General features: G+C 63.3%; 20 protein-coding genes. 8 read left to right on the plus strand and 12 right to left on the minus strand.

The annotated features are described in order from the left end of the window. The first annotated feature begins 2 nt into the window (after positions 1-2). Positions 3-1,385 carry a cysteine--tRNA ligase gene (gene cysS, locus PspTeo4_RS04225; protein ID WP_322362477.1) on the plus strand — a complete coding sequence of 461 codons (1,383 nt, stop codon included), beginning with the start codon at positions 3-5 and terminating at the stop codon, positions 1,383-1,385. Between the two features lie 114 nt (positions 1,386-1,499). On the opposite strand, the gene PspTeo4_RS04230 is transcribed toward cysS, so the two are convergent. From PspTeo4_RS04230 to PspTeo4_RS04245, 4 genes are all read right to left on the minus strand, one after another. Further along, positions 1,500-2,891, minus strand: a complete 1,392-nt coding sequence (locus PspTeo4_RS04230; protein ID WP_322362478.1) for a HAMP domain-containing sensor histidine kinase — start codon at positions 2,889-2,891, stop codon at positions 1,500-1,502. Then, positions 2,869-3,549 (minus strand): response regulator transcription factor, encoded by a 681-nt coding sequence (locus PspTeo4_RS04235; protein ID WP_322362479.1) that lies wholly within the window; start codon positions 3,547-3,549, stop codon positions 2,869-2,871. The genes PspTeo4_RS04230 and PspTeo4_RS04235 overlap by 23 nt, the downstream gene beginning before the upstream one ends. A gap of 290 nt (positions 3,550-3,839) precedes the next feature. After that, a complete protein-coding gene (locus tag PspTeo4_RS04240) occupies positions 3,840-4,859 on the minus strand; it encodes a branched-chain amino acid aminotransferase (RefSeq protein ID WP_322362480.1) in 1,020 nt (339 codons plus the stop codon). 127 nt (positions 4,860-4,986) lie between these two features. Beyond that, positions 4,987-5,346, minus strand: a complete 360-nt coding sequence (locus PspTeo4_RS04245) for a hypothetical protein (RefSeq protein WP_322362481.1) — start codon at positions 5,344-5,346, stop codon at positions 4,987-4,989. Positions 5,347-5,473: 127 nt separating this feature from the next. Here PspTeo4_RS04245 and PspTeo4_RS04250 point away from each other — a divergent pair, with 127 nt between their 5' ends. Together PspTeo4_RS04250 and sodC are read left to right on the plus strand one after the other, a co-directional pair. Beyond that, a complete protein-coding gene (locus tag PspTeo4_RS04250) occupies positions 5,474-6,355 on the plus strand; it encodes a LysR family transcriptional regulator (protein WP_322362482.1) in 882 nt (293 codons plus the stop codon). A gap of 178 nt (positions 6,356-6,533) precedes the next feature. After that, positions 6,534-7,049: a superoxide dismutase [Cu-Zn] SodC gene (sodC, locus tag PspTeo4_RS04255; RefSeq protein ID WP_322362483.1), complete on the plus strand. Its 516-nt coding sequence runs from the start codon at positions 6,534-6,536 to the stop codon at positions 7,047-7,049. A gap of 44 nt (positions 7,050-7,093) precedes the next feature. On the opposite strand, the gene PspTeo4_RS04260 is transcribed toward sodC, so the two are convergent. Together PspTeo4_RS04260 and argC are read right to left on the minus strand one after the other, a co-directional pair. Further along, complete coding sequence (locus PspTeo4_RS04260) at positions 7,094-7,780, minus strand: GNAT family N-acetyltransferase (protein ID WP_322362484.1); 687 nt, start codon at positions 7,778-7,780, stop codon at positions 7,094-7,096. An 85-nt stretch (positions 7,781-7,865) separates the two neighbouring features. After that, positions 7,866-8,801 (minus strand): N-acetyl-gamma-glutamyl-phosphate reductase, encoded by a 936-nt coding sequence (argC, locus tag PspTeo4_RS04265; protein ID WP_322362485.1) that lies wholly within the window; start codon positions 8,799-8,801, stop codon positions 7,866-7,868. A gap of 104 nt (positions 8,802-8,905) precedes the next feature. On the opposite strand from argC, the gene PspTeo4_RS04270 reads away from it, so the two are divergent. Then, a complete protein-coding gene (locus PspTeo4_RS04270; RefSeq protein WP_322362486.1) occupies positions 8,906-9,787 on the plus strand; it encodes a LysR family transcriptional regulator in 882 nt (293 codons plus the stop codon). 116 nt (positions 9,788-9,903) lie between these two features. Here PspTeo4_RS04270 and PspTeo4_RS04275 read toward each other — a convergent pair whose 3' ends face one another. Both PspTeo4_RS04275 and PspTeo4_RS04280 read right to left on the minus strand, forming a co-directional pair. Further along, complete coding sequence (locus PspTeo4_RS04275) at positions 9,904-10,110, minus strand: 4-oxalocrotonate tautomerase family protein (RefSeq protein ID WP_322362487.1); 207 nt, start codon at positions 10,108-10,110, stop codon at positions 9,904-9,906. Positions 10,111-10,129: 19 nt separating this feature from the next. Further along, on the minus strand, positions 10,130-10,864 hold the full coding sequence (locus PspTeo4_RS04280; RefSeq protein WP_322362488.1) for an SDR family NAD(P)-dependent oxidoreductase: 735 nt from the start codon (positions 10,862-10,864) through the stop codon (positions 10,130-10,132). 124 nt (positions 10,865-10,988) lie between these two features. Between PspTeo4_RS04280 and PspTeo4_RS04285 the strand changes: the two genes are divergently transcribed. After that, the gene (locus tag PspTeo4_RS04285) at positions 10,989-11,909 is read left to right on the plus strand and encodes a LysR family transcriptional regulator (RefSeq protein WP_322362489.1); all 921 of its coding nucleotides are present in this window, start codon (positions 10,989-10,991) and stop codon (positions 11,907-11,909) included. A 94-nt stretch (positions 11,910-12,003) separates the two neighbouring features. Then, entirely contained in the window at positions 12,004-12,267 is a 264-nt protein-coding gene (locus PspTeo4_RS04290) for a hypothetical protein (protein WP_322362490.1), read from the plus strand. Positions 12,268-12,330: 63 nt separating this feature from the next. Here PspTeo4_RS04290 and PspTeo4_RS04295 read toward each other — a convergent pair whose 3' ends face one another. Then, entirely contained in the window at positions 12,331-12,981 is a 651-nt protein-coding gene (locus PspTeo4_RS04295) for a TIGR04211 family SH3 domain-containing protein (RefSeq protein WP_322362491.1), read from the minus strand. Between the two features lie 203 nt (positions 12,982-13,184). On the opposite strand from PspTeo4_RS04295, the gene PspTeo4_RS04300 reads away from it, so the two are divergent. Then, complete coding sequence (locus tag PspTeo4_RS04300; RefSeq protein ID WP_322362492.1) at positions 13,185-13,664, plus strand: VOC family protein; 480 nt, start codon at positions 13,185-13,187, stop codon at positions 13,662-13,664. Positions 13,665-13,670: 6 nt separating this feature from the next. On the opposite strand, the gene PspTeo4_RS04305 is transcribed toward PspTeo4_RS04300, so the two are convergent. Continuing rightward, positions 13,671-14,744 carry an AbrB family transcriptional regulator gene (locus tag PspTeo4_RS04305; protein WP_322362493.1) on the minus strand — a complete coding sequence of 358 codons (1,074 nt, stop codon included), beginning with the start codon at positions 14,742-14,744 and terminating at the stop codon, positions 13,671-13,673. A 112-nt stretch (positions 14,745-14,856) separates the two neighbouring features. On the opposite strand from PspTeo4_RS04305, the gene PspTeo4_RS04310 reads away from it, so the two are divergent. After that, positions 14,857-15,759, plus strand: a complete 903-nt coding sequence (locus PspTeo4_RS04310; protein WP_322362494.1) for a LysR family transcriptional regulator — start codon at positions 14,857-14,859, stop codon at positions 15,757-15,759. A 217-nt stretch (positions 15,760-15,976) separates the two neighbouring features. Here the strand turns inward: PspTeo4_RS04310 and PspTeo4_RS04315 are convergent, their stop codons facing one another. Together PspTeo4_RS04315 and PspTeo4_RS04320 are read right to left on the minus strand one after the other, a co-directional pair. After that, the gene (locus PspTeo4_RS04315) at positions 15,977-16,324 is read right to left on the minus strand and encodes a hypothetical protein (RefSeq protein WP_322362495.1); all 348 of its coding nucleotides are present in this window, start codon (positions 16,322-16,324) and stop codon (positions 15,977-15,979) included. A gap of 64 nt (positions 16,325-16,388) precedes the next feature. Beyond that, positions 16,389-17,489 carry a sigma-54 dependent transcriptional regulator gene (locus tag PspTeo4_RS04320; RefSeq protein ID WP_322362496.1) on the minus strand — a complete coding sequence of 367 codons (1,101 nt, stop codon included), beginning with the start codon at positions 17,487-17,489 and terminating at the stop codon, positions 16,389-16,391. Positions 17,490-17,533 lie beyond the last annotated feature (44 nt).

Here is a 17,533-nt window from a genome sequence, read left to right on the forward strand (position 1 = left end):
CCGTGCTTACCATCTACAACACGCTGAGCAAAACCAAGGAAGTCTTCAAGCCGCTCGATGGCAACAAGGTGCGCATGTATGTCTGCGGCATGACCGTGTACGACTACTGCCACCTGGGCCACGGTCGCAGCATGGTGGCCTTCGACCTGGTTACCCGCTGGCTGCGCAAGAGCGGCTACGAGCTGACCTATGTGCGCAACATCACCGACATCGACGACAAGATCATCAACCGGGCCAACGAGAACGGTGAGTCGTTCGACGCGCTGACCGCCCGCATGATCGACGCGATGCACGAAGACGAGCGCCGCCTGAACATCCTCAAGCCGGACCTGGAGCCGCGTGCCACCGACCATATCGCCGGCATGCACGCGATGATCCAGACCCTGATCGACAAAGGCTATGCCTACGCCCCGGGCAATGGCGACGTGTACTACCGCGTCGGCAAGTTCGTCGGTTACGGCAAGCTGTCGCGCAAGAAGATCGAAGACCTGCGCATCGGTGCGCGGATCGAGGTCGACGAGGCCAAGCAGGACCCGCTGGACTTCGTGTTGTGGAAGGGCGTCAAGCCGGGCGAGCCGTACTGGGATTCGCCATGGGGCCAGGGCCGACCGGGCTGGCACATCGAGTGCTCGGTGATGTCCACCTGCTGCCTGGGCGAGAGCTTCGACATCCACGGTGGTGGCAGTGACCTGGAGTTCCCGCACCACGAGAACGAAATCGCCCAGAGCGAGGCCGCCACCGGCAAGCAGTACGCCAACGCCTGGATGCACTGCGGCATGATCCGCATCAATGGCGAGAAGATGTCCAAGTCGTTGAACAACTTCTTCACCATCCGCGACGTGCTCGACAAGTATCACCCTGAAGTGGTGCGCTACCTGCTGGTGGCCAGCCACTACCGCAGCGCGATCAACTACTCCGAGGACAGCCTGCGCGATGCCAAGGGTGCCCTGGAGCGGTTCTACCACGCCTTGCGCGGCCTGCCACGGGTGGCGGCCAAGGGTGGCGAAGAGTTCGTCGAGCGCTTCAGCGTGGCGATGAACGACGACTTCGGCACTCCGGAAGCCTGCGCGGTGCTGTTCGACCTGGTGCGCGAAATCAACCGCCTGCGCGAGACTGACGCTGAGGCCGCTGCCGGCCTGGCCGGACGTCTGCGCGAGTTGGGCGATGTGCTGGGTGTGCTGCAGCTGGAAGCCGATGACTTCCTGCGTGCCGGTGCCGAGGGCAAGGTCGATGCGGCCGAGGTGGAGGCGCTGATCCAGGCGCGTCTGCAGGCGCGTACCGACAAGAACTGGGCGGAATCCGACCGCATCCGCGACCAGCTGACCGCCATGGGCGTGGTGCTGGAAGACGGCAAGGGCGGGACCACCTGGCGTCTGGCCGACTGAGTAACTGGGGCCGCTTTGCGGCCCAATCGCCGGCAAGCCAGCTCCTACAGGTAATGCGGTGATATCTGTGGGAGCCGGCTTGCCGGCGATTGGGCTGCAACGCAGCCCCTGGCCTTACTTGGCCAACCCCGCCAACGGACAATGCAACACCAGCTTCGCCCCACCCAGCTCGCTTGCCCCGATCTCCAGCCCGAACCCATGCAGGTCGACGATCGCCGCAACGATCGACAGCCCCAGCCCGAACCCCGCATGGCGGTGGCCTTCCTCGCTGCGATAGAAGCGTTTCAACACTGCTGCGCGCTCTTCTTCGGGAATCCCCGGCCCGCTGTCTTCAATGGCGATATGCACGCCGGCTTCGTCCTGCGTCGCGGTTATGGCCACACGCCCGCCTTCAGGGGTGAACTTGATGCCGTTGCCCACCAGGTTCGCCAGTGCCTCGAACAGCAGCTCCCGGTCGCCGTGCAGTGCAGGCAGTTGTGCAGGTTGTTCAAGGTGCAGGCGAATGCCGACGTCCTCTGCCAACGGCAGGTAGAAGTCATGCAGTTCCACTAGTAGCCCGTGCGGGTCGAGCTGCACGAAACCGGCTCGGCGCTGGCGATCTTCCAGTTCACTGATGCGCAGCAGGCCGCGAAAGCGCGCCATCAGCGTGTCGGTTTCGCCGATGGCCTGGTCGAGCGCTTCGGCTTCAGCGGAGTCGACGGCGCTTTGCTGGCGAATCCGGTACAACTGCGCCCGCAGACGGGTCAGCGGCGTACGCAGGTCGTGGGCGATGTTGTCGCACACACCCTTGACCTCGTGCATCAGCCGTTCGATGCGGTCGAGCATGGCATTGACGATGGCGGCCAGCATGTCCAGCTCGTCACGGCGTGCCGAAAGCGGCAAGCGGTGGGTGAGGTCGCCAGCAACGATCAGTTCGGCCTGGGCCTGGATGGCGCGGATGCGCTTGAGCGGGCGGCGGCGCAGCAGATACCAGCCGGCAAAGCCGGGGATCAAGGTTAGCGAGATGCCCCACAGCAAGGCATCGAGGATGATCCGGGTGACCACGAACAGCGAGCCGTTGTCGCGCACCAGTACCAGCCAGCGGCCATCCTGCACCTTGATGGCCACCGCGTCGCAGCTGTCGCGTGGCAAATGCGGGTCGTCGGCGTCCAGGCAGCGCTTTAGCTCATGCACCTGGCCATCGAGCCCAAGCTCCTGAGGAATGGCGCGAATACGCCCGCCGATGGGGTTGAGCTGGGCGTCGAACAGGCCGTAGGCATCGAAGGCGCGCTCCTCGAACGCCTGGCTCGCGATCAGTGCATCGTCCAGCTGCTTGCCGCTCATGTGTGCGAACAGGTGCTGGCGCTGCAGCATGGAGTGGCGGGTGAGTTTGTTCAGGTAGCTGGAAACCTCGAAGTACAGCACCCCCATGAGGATGCTGCTCCAGGCCACGAACAGAAAACTGTACAGCGCCAGCAGGCGGCTGGTCGATGAACTCCAGCCTTTAGACGGGTTCAGCAATGGCATAGCCGGAGCCCCGTACGGTACGGATCAGCGGCGACTGGCCGGGTGAGTCGATCTTCTTGCGCAAGCGGCCGATGTGAACGTCGATCAGGTTGGTGCCGGGGTCGAAGTGATAGCCCCAGACTTCCTCGAAAATCATCATCCGCGTGATTACCTGGCCGGAGTGGCGCATCAGGTATTCCAGCAGCTTGTACTCGGTGGGCAGCAGGTTGAGGGTTTGCTCGCCGCGACGCGCTTCATGGCTGATCAGGTCCAGCTCCAGGTCGGCGACCTGCAGGCGGGTCTGGGTCATGGGCACGCTGTTGCGGCGCAGCAGCACTTCGACCCGGGCGGCCATTTCATCCGAGGCGAACGGCTTGGTCAGGTAGTCGTCACCGCCGGCGCGCAAACCGCGCACTCGCTCATCGACGTCGGACAGGGCGCTGATCATCAGGATCGGTGTGGCGATTTTCAGGTTGCGCAGGGTGGTGACGATGGTCAGGCCATCGACTTCGGGCAGCATGCGGTCCAGGGTGATCAGGTCATAGCCCCCGGCGATGGCCTTGGCCAGGCCTTCGCGACCATTGTCGGCCCAATCCACATCCAGGCCGTGGCTGGTAAGTTCGGCGACGATTTCCTGGCCGGTGACGGCGTCGTCTTCGATGGTCAGTACGCGTGGCATGCTGGTTCCTGGGCGGCGAATGGAGACTTGATTGTGCCAAAGAATAGACAAACGGCGATTTAAGAAAAATTCATCTGCGCTGTCTGTTCCGACCTCATCGCCGGCAAGCCGGCTCCCACAGGGGCTGCACCAACCTTGAAATCACCGCTGTACCTGTAGGAGCCGGCTTGCCGGCGATGAGGACGGTACAGGCAACACAAGACAGTTGCTCCCACAAGGGCCGGTAAATCCAATAAAAAACGGGGCATGCCACATATTGGCATGCCCCGTTTTCAATGCAGCTGGAGGCCTCAGGCGACCTTGACGATCCAGCCTGCTGGCGCTTCGACGTCACCGCTCTGGATGCCGGTCAGCTCGTTGTAGAGCTTCTGGGTAACCGGGCCGACGTTTTCCAGGTCATGGAACACGTGCAGCTTGCCGTTGTACTCGATGCCACCGATCGGGGTGATCACCGCAGCGGTGCCGCAGGCGCCGGCTTCAACGAAACGGTCGAGCTTGCTGATCTCGACATCGCCTTCGATCACGGTCAGGCCCAGGCGCGATTGTGCCAGTTCCATCAGCGACAGGCGGGTGATGCCCGGCAGTACCGAAGCCGATTTCGGGGTGACGAACTCGTTGTTGGCGGTGATGCCGAAGAAGTTGGCCGAACCGACTTCCTCGATCTTGCTGTGGGTCAGCGGGTCCAGGTAGATGGCGTCGGCAAAGTGCGCCTTCTTGGCTTCGGCGCCCGGCAGCAGGCTGGCCGCGTAGTTGCCGCCGACCTTGGCCGCGCCAGTGCCTTGCGGGGCGGCACGGTCGAAGGTGGAAATCTGGAAGTTGTGCGGCTTCATGCCGCCCTTGAAGTACGAGCCAACCGGGATGGCGAAGATCGAGAAGATGAACTCGGGGGCGGTGCGCACGCCGATGTTGTCACCGGTACCGATGACGAACGGACGCAGGTACAGGGCACCCTTGCCGTGCGGCGGTACGAAGTGTTCGTTGGCCTTGACCACTTGCTTGCAGGCCTCGATGAACACATCGGTCGGCACTTGCGGCATCAGCAGGCGCGCGCAGCTGCGCTGCATGCGGGCGGCGTTCTGGTCTGGGCGGAACAGGTTGATCGAGCCGTCCTTGCAACGGTAGGCCTTCAGGCCTTCGAAGCACTGCTGGCCATAGTGCAGGGCAGTGGAGCCTTCACTGATGTGCAGCACATTGTCTTCGGTCAGGGTGCCTTTGTCCCACTCGCCGTTGCGCCATACGGACAGGTAGCGCTTGTCGGTCTTGATGTAGTCGAAACCCAGCTTGTCCCAGTTAATGCTCTCGTTACTCATGACACCCTCGATTGTCTTGCAGATGCCCGATCTGCTCGGGCTGCTGTGATATGCGCACCACGCCACGATAATACATCCGTCGCGGATCGGGAACGGCCAGTCACGAATTGGCTGCCGCTTGCGTCAATCAGCGCCCATGCAGGCGTCGGTTCCAGTCGCCGCCATGGCTGTGCGTACAGGCCTCTTCGCTGTCGAAACGGACGTGCCAGGCCGCGTGATCGAGGCGAATGCCGGCTTCCTCTAGCGCCTGGGCAGTGAGTGCCAGCATGCGAGCCTTGTGGGCGCCGGCCAAGGCAGCGGCCTTGTCGGATTCGCGGTCGAAGACCCAGGTAATGCGCAGGCTGCCGGGGAAGGCATCGGGTTCCAGGCGATGGGTCAGCCAGGAAAAACCGACGATCTCGGCCTTGGCGGTTTCGCAGGCTTCGGTCAGGCAGGCGATCAGCTCGCGCTCCATGCGCGCCAATTCACGTTTGTTCAGGGCTTTCACCGGGTCTCCTGGCGGCAGGTTGCGGAAAAAGTGCAACTTTAGCGCAGTTCGTGTCGAGGTTGGCTTTTGCGTGACCGGGGCGGGCGTGGTAGAACGCTGGAGTACCATTCAGAAGTTGAATACCAAGATGTCCATCAGCGTTAAATCGAATAGAGCCTTGTTCGACCTCGACCTGCTCCGCGCTATTGTCGTGGTCGCAGACTGCGGCAGTTTCACCACGGCTGCAGCACGGCTGCACTCGACACAATCGACCATCAGCCAGAAGGTCCGCCGCCTTGAAGAAATGGTCGGCCACCGCCTGCTGGTGCGTGGTAACCGTGACGTGCTACCCACTGACGCCGGCCAGACCCTGCTGGGGTACGCCCGCCATATGCTGGCGCTGAACGACCAGATGCTCGAAGCCCTGGCCGGCGCCATGGTGGGCGTGACCGTGCGCCTGGGCGTGCCCGAAGACTTCGTCGGCGGGCGCACCACCAACGCACTGTCGGCGTTCAGCCGCCTGCACCCGCAGGTCAAACTGGAGGTCACCAGTGGGCTGTGCCGCGACCTCAGCCAGGCCTATGACAATGGCGAACTGGACCTGGTGTTGCTCAAGCAGCGACGCAACAGTCGCGAGGGCGTGGCGTGTTGGCCCGAGCGGCTGCAATGGATCGACAGCGCGCGCCTGCCAGCGTTCGAGCTCGACCCGGTGCCGCTGGTCACGTTCCCGCCACGGGGCTTGTACCGCGACGACATGATCACCGCCATCGAGGGCATGGGGCGGCGTTGGCGCATCAGTTTCACCAGTTCGAGCCTGAGCGGTATCCAGGCCGCGGTGGCCGATGGCATGGGCATCAGCCTGCTGCCGCCACGGGCGTCGACCGGTGAGCATCGCGCCCTCGGGGTAGCGCAGGGGTTGCCGGAGGTGGACAGCTACGAAATCGTCATCCTGCATCGCCCTACGGCGGATGTGATGGTCAAGGCGCTGGCCGATGTGTTGAAGCAGTTGCTGGCTGGAGACGGGATTTAACCAGATTGGGTTTGCTGCGCACTGCGGTTTTTGACGTGAAATGCATGGCTTCGGACTTGAGTGCTTTGCATGGGAAACGGTTCAGGCTGGGGTTCGATGAAGTAGCTGGCATGCTGTCCCGCCTCGGTTGGATGGCGGGTATGCCACCTACCTTCTTTGATTTCCTGGAGATGCGCTCATGAAGGCAGTGGTATTCATTTTGTTGTTGGCCAGCACTGGCCTCGTCAAGGCTGCACAGACTGTGGAACTCAAGCAGGCGGGGCCAAACGGCCCAGGCGAGTCGATCGGCACCGTCGATATTCAACAGAACCAATACGGTACGCTGCTGACCCCAAATCTGCGGGGGCTTGCACCGGGCATCCACGGTTTCCACCTGCATCAACGGCCATCGTGCGAGTCGGTTGCAGAAAACGGTAAACAGGTGCCAGCCGGTGGGGCGGGCGGGCATTGGGACCCAGATTCGACCGGCGCCCACCGCGGGCCCTACGCTGACAGTGGGCATCGGGGTGATTTGCCGGCCCTGTATGTCGCTGCAGACGGCACCGCCACTTATCCGGTATTGGCACCACGCCTGAGGGCAGAAGACTTCACAGGGCATGCGCTGATGGTGCATGCCGGTGGCGACAACCATCGCGATCATCCAGCGATGCTCGGCGGCGGTGGTGCGCGCGTTGCGTGTGGAGTGGTGCGGTAAGCGCCTTGACCGGGTTGTGAGGTGGCGAAGGCCTCAGGCCGCGGTCAATGCACGTTCTTGCGCTGTTTTACGCACCCTTCGGCCTGCACCGTCAGCTCATCCAGCCATTCATCGCGCTGCTGCTCAGCCTCGATCATGGCGTCTTCGCCTTGCTGGTTGAGCAGGTAGGTATGAATCTGGTGCACTTCTGCAGTCTGGTAGATCGGTGCGATATCCAGCCGGCCGATCAGCGCTTGGCTGGCGTGGCCGGTGCTGCTCATCAGTACCTGCGGTCCGCTGGCGGCCACCACCTGCATCCCCATGTTTTCGAACCAGGGTACCTGGGCGGCAAACGCATTCAGTTCGACGCAGGCATAGCGCGACTGCAAGTCCGTCAGCAGGGCGCGGGCGATGCCCTGGCGGCGGTGGCTGGGCAGTATGGCGAGAAATGCCAGGGCGCAGGCCTGGTCGTTGTCCTGGGCCGGTAATGACAGGGCGAATCCGAGCAGTTGGTCCGGTGCGTCGGCGTCCAGTGCCAGGGTCAGCGTCACCCGCAGACCGCGGGTGCCGTCCAGGGCTTGCAGGTATTGGTGCACCTCCATGCCAACGCCGTACTGGTACAGCGGGTACAACGGGTTCTCGACGCGGATGGCGACACTGCTCAAGTCGCCGACGTTGTCGATCACCAGTTGGCGGATCTGGTTCTGGAAGGACTCGGGCGGCACGCTGTCGAGGCGGCTCAGGATGAACATCGGGGGACGGGCTCCGGCTGGCAGGGGTACAACCCGCGCCACACTGGCGCGGGATGCACAGTCTACCCGGTTTTGCCGAGCACGCTCAGGCCTGCAGTGCCGCCAGCATCAGGTCGAGGTTCTGTACGGCCGCTCCCGATGCGCCTTTGCCCAGGTTGTCGAACACTGCCGTCAGCAGCACCTGGCCGTGCTCGGGGTTGGCATAGAGCGCCAGGCGCAGGTCGTTGCTGTCGTTCAGGGCTTCAGGGTCGAGCGGGCTGGCCGGGCCTTGCTGGTGCAGTGGCATCACCTGCACATGTCGCGCGCCCTGGTAGTGCTGCTCCAGGCATGCTTGCAGCTGTTGGGCACAGACTTGGCCCGGCAGCAGGCGCAGTTGCAGCGGAATGCTCAGCACAATGCCCTGGCGGTAGGCACCGTAACCCGGCAGGAACATCGGCCGTTGCGACAGTCCGGCATGTTGCTGGATTTCCGGTACGTGCTTGTGCGCCAGCTCCAGTCCATAGAGTTGCAGGGTTGGGGTGGTTTCTGTCGACGGCTGCTCATGCCGTTCGACCGCCGCTCGGCCACCACCGGAATACCCGGAAATGGCATGAATGCTCAGTGGGTAATCGGCTGGCAGCAGCCCGGCCTTGATCAGTGGATGCAGCAGGGCAATGGCGCCTGTCGGGTAGCAACCCGGGTTGCTGACCCGCTTGGCATGGGCAATGCGCTCGGCCTGCTGTTCGTCCAGCTCTGGCAAACCATAGACCCAGCCCGGTGTGGTGCGGTGAGCGGAACTTGCGTCGATCACCCGCACGGCCGGGTTGTGCAAGGCCGCTACTGCTTCGCGGGCGGCGTCGTCGGGCAGGCAGAGCAGGGCAATGTCGGCGCTGTTGATGGCCTCGGCGCGGCGTTGCGGGTGCTTGCGGTCGGCGTCGGCGAGGGTGAGCAGGCGCAGGTCATTGCGGCCTTGCAGGCGGGCGTGGATTTGCAGGCCGGTGGTGCCTTGGTCGCCGTCGATGAAAACAAGAGGCGTGTGCATGGTCGGGGTCCGTTGGAAGTGAGATGGCTTATGCTCGCTTGTGGCCCAATGAAAGAAAATTTGAATATCATGATGATCATGTTCATTAATTCTGAAGTTGGACCATGCGCGAAATCAGCCTGGATCGCCTGCGCACCCTGGTGGTGATATCCGACTTGGGGTCGTTCGCCGAGGCGGCTCGGCAGCTCAACCTGGCACCCCCGACCATCAGCCTGCACGTGGCCGAGCTGGAGGCGCGGGTCGGTGCCCCGTTGCTGACCCGCAATCGCAATCAGGTTCGGCCCACCGCCATCGGTGAAACGCTGCTGGCCCGTGCCCGCCGTCTGCTGGCCGACGCGGACCTGGCTCTGGACGAGGTGCAGCGGCAGGTCGAAGGCCTGACGGGGCGCGTACGCTTGGGGGCTTCGACCGGTGCCATCGCCCACCTGCTGCCCCGGGCGCTGGAACACCTGCGCCAGGTGCATCCGGGAGTCGATGTGCAGGTTCAGGTGCTGACTTCCCAGGCGTCACTGGCGCGGTTGCGTGACGGCACACTGGAGATAGGCCTGGTGGCATTGCCGCAAGTGGCGGGCAAGGGGCTCAAAGTGACACCTTGGCGGCGCGACCCGATCATGGCTTACATACCGGCCGACTGGCAGCCACCGACCAAGGTCACGCCGGCATGGCTTGGGCAGCGCGCCTTGATCCTCAATGACAGCAGCACCCAGCTGTCGCGGGTGACTTCCGAGTGGTTCGCAGCGGCGGGGTTGTACCCGGTGCCACGCATCGAGCTGAACTACAACGATGCGATCAAGAGCCTGGTGGGGGCGGGGTATGGCGCGACCCTGCTGCCCCAGGAGGGCGAGGCCGCGGAGCTTGACCCGCGAATTGCCCGGCGCCCTTTGCGGCCGGGGTTGTGGCGGCAGTTGGGTATTGCCTGCCGGGAAGGGGAGCTGGAGCGGGCCACGGGGTATGTGCTGGACGCGTTGGAGCGGCTGAGGCAATAACCACAGAGATAGCGGTGGTCTCATCGCCGGCAAGCCGGCTCCCACATGGACCGAGCCAACCTTGAGATCACCGCTGTACCTGTAGGAGCCGGCTTGCCGGCGATGCGGTTTTGTATTCAACCCCGCTCGCGTTGGCGCACCGCTGTGACCGTTTCTCCACCAACTCCCCAGTTGTCGGTGGGTACTTCCTCGATCACCACGAAGGTGCTGGCCGGTGGTTTGCCCAGCACTTGCTGCAGCATCTGCGTGGTGCCCTCGATCAACTGCCGCTTGTGTTCGGCCGTCACCCCTTCATCGGTCACGCGAATATGGACGTAAGGCATGGCTGTTCGCTCCTCTGTTTCAGTGCCAGGTGCCGGCGGTGCTGCCGCCATCCACCGGTAAAATGACGCCGCTGACGAAGCGCGCGTCGGTCAGGTACAGCACCGCATCCACCACATCCTGCGGCGAGCCGGTGCGGCCGCTTGGCGACAGGGCGCCAAGGCCTTCGACATTGCCGCTGTGCAGCGGGGTGTCGATGATCCCCGGGGCCACCGCATTGACCTGCACGCCGCTGGCGGCCAACTCAAGGGCCAGGCCCTTCACGGCCTGGTTCAAGCCGCCTTTCACCAGCACGGGCAATAGCGCCGGTACGCGGGTGTCCGGCTGCAGGGCAACCGAGGCGGTGATCGCGATGATGTGCCCGTGCCCTTGCTCGGTCATCAGGCGTGCTGCTGCCTGGGCCGGGTAGAAGAAGCCTTTGAGGTTGGTGCCGACCAGGGCGTCGACGTCTGCTTCGGTGTAGTCGGTGATGGGTTTAGGAATGAAGATCCCGGCGTTGTTGATCAGGATGTCGACGCCGCCGAAAGTTTCCAGTGCTGCGCTGAACAGCCGCTGTGCCGTGCTGGCTTCGGCGATGTCGCCCGCCACGCCGATGAAACGTTCGGGGTTGCCCAGGCGCTCGGCGGCCTGGTCCAGACGCGCCTGGCTGCGGGCGTTGCCCACCACGTTGTCGCCGCGTTCGAGGTAGGCCTGGGCGAGGGCGAAGCCCAGGCCGCTGGAGGCCCCGGTGATGATGACGGTTCTTGGCTTGCTCATGCTTGCGATCTCCGGTGAGTGAGCCTGGTGGCTCGGTGTGGAGCCACTTTAGGCGTCAACCCCTGCTTGAAAAATGAGGCGCAGGGCATTTCAATTGATACGCCATGTAATCAATCGAGCCGCCATGACCCGCCATTTCGATGACCTGCAACTGGGAAGCCTGGAGTTGTTCTGCCTGGCCGCCGACACCGGCAGCTTCACCGCTGCCGCCAACGAGGCCGGCGTTACTCCGGCAGCAGTGAGCCGCAGCGTGGCGCGCCTGGAAGAACGACTGGGGGTGCGCTTGTTCGTGCGCACCACGCGGCAGATGCGCCTGTCCGAGGCGGGGCAGGCGTATTACCAGCAATGCCGTCAGGCCCTGGGGCAACTGGTCGAGGCCGAGCGCCAGGTCGCCGGTGGGCAGCTCGAGCCCAGTGGTCGCCTGCGCATCAGTGCGCCGACACCCTATGCCCATTACCGCCTGCTGCCGTTGCTGCCACGCTTTCGCGAGCGCTACCCGCGGGTGCAGGTGGATGTGCACGTCAGCAATCGCAACGTCGATTTCGCCGAAGAGCCGTTCGACCTGGCCATCCGCGGCCGGGAACCCGCCGACTCGCGGCTGGTGGCGCGGCGTCTGGAAGATGCCGAGTTGGTGGTGGTGGCGACGCCGGGTTACCTGGCCCGGGCCGGTGTGCCGCAGGCACCGGAAGACCTGCAACACCACGAGTGCATTCAATTCGAGTTGCCCAGCAGCGGGCGCCGCCCACCCTGGAGCTTTCGCCGCGACGGTCGCCAGCTGGAGCTCGAGACTCAGGGGTCGTTGACCTGTCTGGGTGACTTCCTGGCCACCGCCACGCTGGTGCGCCATGGCGGAGGATTGATGCAGGCCTACCGCTTCACGGTGCAGGATGCCCTGGCGCGTGGCGAGCTGGTGGAGGTGTTGAGTGCGTTCGGCGGCACCTCACGCCCGTTCATGCTGATCTACCCTCAGGCGCGGCACATGCCGTTGCGGGTACGGGTGCTGATCGACTTCCTGTTCAGCGAGGCTGCACGACCGCTGGGCTGAAGCCTTACAGCAGATGGCATGGCCAACTATGCTTTTCGCTGCGTCGAGCCAAATTACTCTCGATGATCATTTCGATTTCCCAGGAGAATGCTCCATGAAATCCATGACACTGCTGGTGATTGCCTCTGTGCTGAGTTTTGCCGCCCACGCCGACCCGGCGAGCAACTGTGAAGCCAAGATCAAGGAACTTGAAGACATCAGTAGGACCGATGGCCAGGCGCTGCATGGTGGCATGGCCCATGACTATCATGAGTTGCTCAAGCAGGCCAAGGAGGGTCAGGCGTCGGGCGATATGGAGAAGTGCCAGGCCTCGGCTGATCGGGCCAAGACCATCTACAACAAGGCGCGGAACAAATAACGCTGTGCGACGAAAGGCAGCCCTCGCGCAGGCCCGCGCGGCAACAGGGCTGCCTTCGCGTCTTTAGAACCAGCGATCGTTCTTCTTGCGGCCGCGGGTCAGCGACGGCAGGATCAACCCGGCCAGCAAGCCGGCGCCAGCAATGCTGCCGCCGTACACCATGTAGCGCATCATCACTTGCTTGTTCTCGTCCCCCAGCCGCGCCTGGGTGTCGCGCAGGTTCGACTGGCTCTCGTCGAGCTGTTCGCTGAGGGCCTTGTTGCGTGCTTCCAGCTCATCGATCAGCTTCTTGCGTGAATCGAGGGTTTCCTGCATGCCCTGGACGCGGTTTTTCCAGCTGTCGTCGATGGTTTTCAACTGACCGGACAGCTCCGCCACCTGGGCGTCGAGCTGCGGCAGGCGTTCGTTCTGGCCCGGTACCGCCTGCAGGTCGCTGCTGAGAATCCACACCAGGTCGCCATTCTGCCCACGCACCTGGCTGTAGCTACCCTGGCTGCCGATCAACGTCACCTTTTGCCCTGATTTGAGGTTGCCGACAATGCGGTGGCCATCGGTGGGACCACTGCGTACGTAGGTGGTCAGGCTGTCACTGACCCAGCGCGCATCATTGGTGGGTTCTTCGGCGTGCGCAGGTGCGGCCAGGGCCACCAGCGCAGCGATCAGGCCGCCGCGCAGGGCAGGGAGGACGAGGGAAGAGGGGCGGGAATCAGGCATGTTGGGTCTTCGCTGGAACTGGACAGAATATGACCCGATGAATGGGCCGGTGAACCGGTCGCTGGATTGACCGTCAGGGAATGACCGTTTTTTTGTAAGCAGGTTCACTGCCTAATGTCGGAAATGTCTGCAGGATGTTGCAAGGATGCAGAGGGAGGGAGGCGCTAGACTCAAGATTCCCCTTTCGCTCATGGAGCACTGCCATGATACCCAAGAACGCCATTTGCCTCTGGTTCGACAAGGGCGCGCAAGAGGCGGCGAACTTCTACGCCAGCGTTTTTCCCGACAGCCATGTGGTCGCCGTGCACAAGGCGCCGGCTGATTTCCCCTCGGGCAAGGCTGGCGATGTGATCACGGTCGAGTTCACCGTCATGGGCATACCCTGCGTAGGGCTCAATGGCGGGACGGCCTTCAAGCAGACCGAGGCGTTTTCGTTTCAGGTTTGTACCGAAGACCAGGCCGAGACCGACCGGTTGTGGAACGCCATCGTCGGCAACGGCGGCGAGGAAAGCGTCTGTGGCTGGTGCAAGGACAAGTGGGGGCTGTCGTGGCAGATCACCCCCCGGGTGTTGCTCGAATCCTTCAGTCACTCCGACCCTGCGGCGGCCAAGCGCGCGTTCGAGGCGATGTTGACCATGGGCAAGATCGATGTCGCCGGAATCGAGGCAGCGTTGAAGGGCTGAGTGGCATCAAGGGCGTGAGGTATCCGTAAGCCGTATGATCTGCCGTGCACAGTAAGCCCCGGTGAGAATCACCCCGAACAAGCGCAATGTCTGCATCGCCAGCACCAACCCGACATCGGCGTGGGTTTCGACCGCGATGATCGCCATGGCATCCAGGCCGCCGGGGCTGGTGGCCAGGTACATCGACAGGAAATCGGTGCCCATGGCTTTTGCCAGCAGCCAGGCACAGGCGGCGCACAGCACGATCAGCGCCACCGCCCCGGCCACCATGGTCGGCAGGCGCGTCCACACGTAACGCACGGTCGGCCGGTCAAAGCGCAGGCCGATGTAGCAGCCGATGGCGCCATAGGCCAGGGCCAGCAGCGGCTCGGGCAGGGTGATCGTCAGCAGTCCGCTCAACTGCAGAGCGCCGCCGAGCAGTAGTGGCATCAGCAATGCCCCTGCGGGCATGCGGCTGCCGGCGACTATGCCGATCAACACTACACCGAGGCTAAGCACGCTATTGAGCAGGTGAGGGGGCTCGCTGATCAATGGGGCGTTTGCCGCCGCGCCAGTATTCGGCGTAGCGCCGAGCAGATGGCTGACCAGCGAGCCGATCATCACCACGCACACCACGCGCACATATTGCATGGTGGCCACGACGCGACCATCCGCGCCGTTTTCTTCAGCCATCGACACCATCGCCGACGCAGCGCCTGGTGCGGTACCCCAGGCGGCGGTGCTGCCGGGAATACCGCCGAAACGCACGGTGCCCAGGCCGACCAGAGCGCTCAAGACCACGGTGATGAAAGTGGCGACCAGCATCAGGTGCCAGGATTGCGCCATTGAAACCAGTACCGACCAGGTCACCGCATGCGCCACCAACAGCCCGACGCAACCTTGGCCAAAGCGAAACACCTGGCGATGCAGTGACAGGCGCGCACCGCTTACACCGAACACGATGGCCACCAGCATGGGGCCGAGGAACAAGCCTGCGGGAACGGCCAGGGCATGCAGCAGCTGGCCGAAGGCGCCAGCGCACACCAGCAGTGCGAGCCATTGGGCGAAGGTTTTTTTGATGCCGGGGGCAGAGGACTGCAACGTCGAGACTCCTTGTGCAGCGATAACGCGGGGTGCGGGAAAATTATCGACGGCGCAATTGATCAAGTCTATTTTCTACTTTTGATGAATCCATAACTGAAATTCATGAATCATGGACCTGCGCGACCTTACCTATTTTGAAACCATCGCTGAACTCGGGCATCTGGGGCGGGCTGCCGAACAGCTCAATCGCAGCCAGCCTGCGCTCAGTAAAAGCATCCAGCGCCTTGAAGAATCGCTGGGGACGCGGCTATTCCAACGGGATGGGCGGCGGATCAAGCTCACGGAAGTCGGCAAGCTGTTGCTGGCGCGCGGCAAGCAACTGCAACTGAACATCGCGCAAACCGAGCGTGAGGTGCGCGATTTCGCCAATGGGCTGGTGGGCAACATTCGCCTGGGCTGCGCCGCGAGTATGGCCGACCACCTGTTGCCGCACTTGACGGCGGCGTTGCTGGAGCGTGCGCCTGAGGTGACGTTGAAACTGTCCATCGCCCAGGATGACGTGCTCAAGGAGTCGCTCAGGTCCGGCCAGCTGGACGTGATCATCTCGCCGCAGATCGCCGACGACCCGCAGTTCACCACGTACCCGATTCTTGAAGACGAGGCCGTGGTGGTGGCCAGCGAAGACCACCCGGTATTTGCCGGCTCGATTGCCTTGAAGGACCTGTGCCGTTATCGCTGGGTGCTGGGCGGGCCGACGGTGACAGCCCGGCGCTGGCTCGACAATGTGTTCATTGCCCAACAGTTGCCCACCCCGCAGGTGCAGATCGAGACCAATGCGATTTCGCTCTTGCCTGGCTTGATCGCGAGAACCCGGTTGCTGAGTTTCGTGGCACGGGAAACGCTGGAGCACGGCCTGGGCCGGTCGCGGTTGCGCGAAGTGCCGCTGGAGGAAACCACGATGCGGCGAACCGTCGCGGTTTCGGTTCGTGCTCAAGGGTATTTGCCGCCTGCGGCAGGGGCCATGGTGGACTTGCTGAGGGAAAAGGGCTTGAGCTTTTTCCGCGGTGAGTGAGGTGGGGTGACGCCGCGAGGGGAATCTGATGGCCGGTTGCTGACAGATGTCGCGGTGTATCTACGCTCAAGGCATAAGTAACATCCTGCAACATCTGCCCGGCAGGCCCTGATGGATCTCGTTCACTCGCTGCGCAGGAAGGCCGCGCTGGTCGCAAGTCGCCCCATGGGGGGACGCAACTCGTGAGTTGCCAGGCGCAACTCGTAGCGGAGGCTCATCAATGCTCAGGAAATGCTTGTTGGCGTTGGCCATTGGCGGCGTGCTGTCGGCATCGGCGGTGCTGGTGCCGGATTCGCTCGGTGGTGCATCCAGTGCGTATGCGAAAGACGGGGGCGGCGGCCACGGCGGCGACGGTGGTGGGAATGCAGGTGCCGGGCGTGGCGAGAGCGGTCGCAATGGGGCAGACGATGGTGCCAACCATGAGGCCAACCACGAAGCGAATCACGAGGCCAACCACGAAGCGAATCACGAAGCGAATCACGAAGCCAACCACGATGTGGGTGAGCCCCACGGTGTCGGGCATGGCGCGGATGATGGGGTAGATCATGATGTCGGGGACGATCATGGAGGTGATCGGACCTGACGCTCCATTAGCCTGTGCCAGCCCGCGCCAGGGGCGGCACAGGCGTTCAGATCGACAGCCGCACCATGCGGTTGTCCAGTGCTTGCGGTTGTGCTGCCCGACGTTTGCTCACCACCAGTTCACCCATCGCGATCAAGCGGGTGCGCACGATGTTGCGTGACAACCCCAGCAGTTGCGCGGTGTGCACCTGGTTGTAATGGCAGAACTGGTAGGCCGAACGCAGCAAAGCGTTCTCGACTTGCTCGTACAACCCTTCGGGCTGTTCCTCGTAAAGCTGGCTGAATGCCTGCTGCAGCAGGTCTTGCCCGGCGTTGTGCGTAGGCGCCTCGTCCTGGCGCTCCCGGCGCAGGTTTGACAAGCGCAGGTCTTGCGCCTGAATCAGGCCATCATCACAGGTCAGCAAACTGTGGTGAATGACGTTCTCCAGTTCGCGGATATTGCCCGGCCAGGCGTACTCGACCAGTTTGGCCTGGGCCATCGGGCTGAGTTCGACAGGGCCGTAACCCAGGCGCTGGCTGTAGCTGCGGATGAAGTGCCGGGCCAGCGGCAGGATGTCGCCCGGGCGCTCGCGCAACGGGTGCAGTTGCAGGCTTACCACGTTCAGGCGGTAGTAGAGGTCCTCGCGAAAATGCCCGGCGTTGATGGCCTTTTCCAGTTGAACGTTGGTGGCCGCCAGTACCCGTACGTTGATCGGGATGCTTTTGCGCGAGCCCAGTCGCACCACTTCGCGCTCCTGCAGCACCCGCAGCAGTTTGACCTGGATCGGCAAGGGCAGGTCGCCGATTTCGTCGAGGAACAACGTGCCGCCGTCAGCTTCCTCGAACCAGCCAGCCTTGGCCGTCAGCGCACCGGTGAAGGCGCCTTTTTCATGGCCGAACAGCTCGGCCTCGACCAGTGATTCGGCAAATGCGCCGCAGTTGACCGCAACGAAGGGGCCGTTGCGCCGGCCACTGAGGTTGTGAATGTGGCGCGCCACCAGCTCTTTGCCTGTGCCGGTTTCACCGATGACCAGCACGCTGGCCTCACTGGGCGCAACTTGTTGCAGGTGCGCAAGCAACGCCTGGGACTTTGGGTCTTCGAACACCTGTGCGGTTGCCCTGATCGAGGTGGCCAGTGTCGGTGACGGCGGGAGGGTCAGCAGTTGCATGGGAGATCCCTTGGCAATTGAGGCGACGGGCAGGGCAGCGGCCT

The organism is Pseudomonas sp. Teo4 (genome assembly GCF_034387475.1).
Lineage (GTDB): Bacteria > Pseudomonadota > Gammaproteobacteria > Pseudomonadales > Pseudomonadaceae > Aquipseudomonas.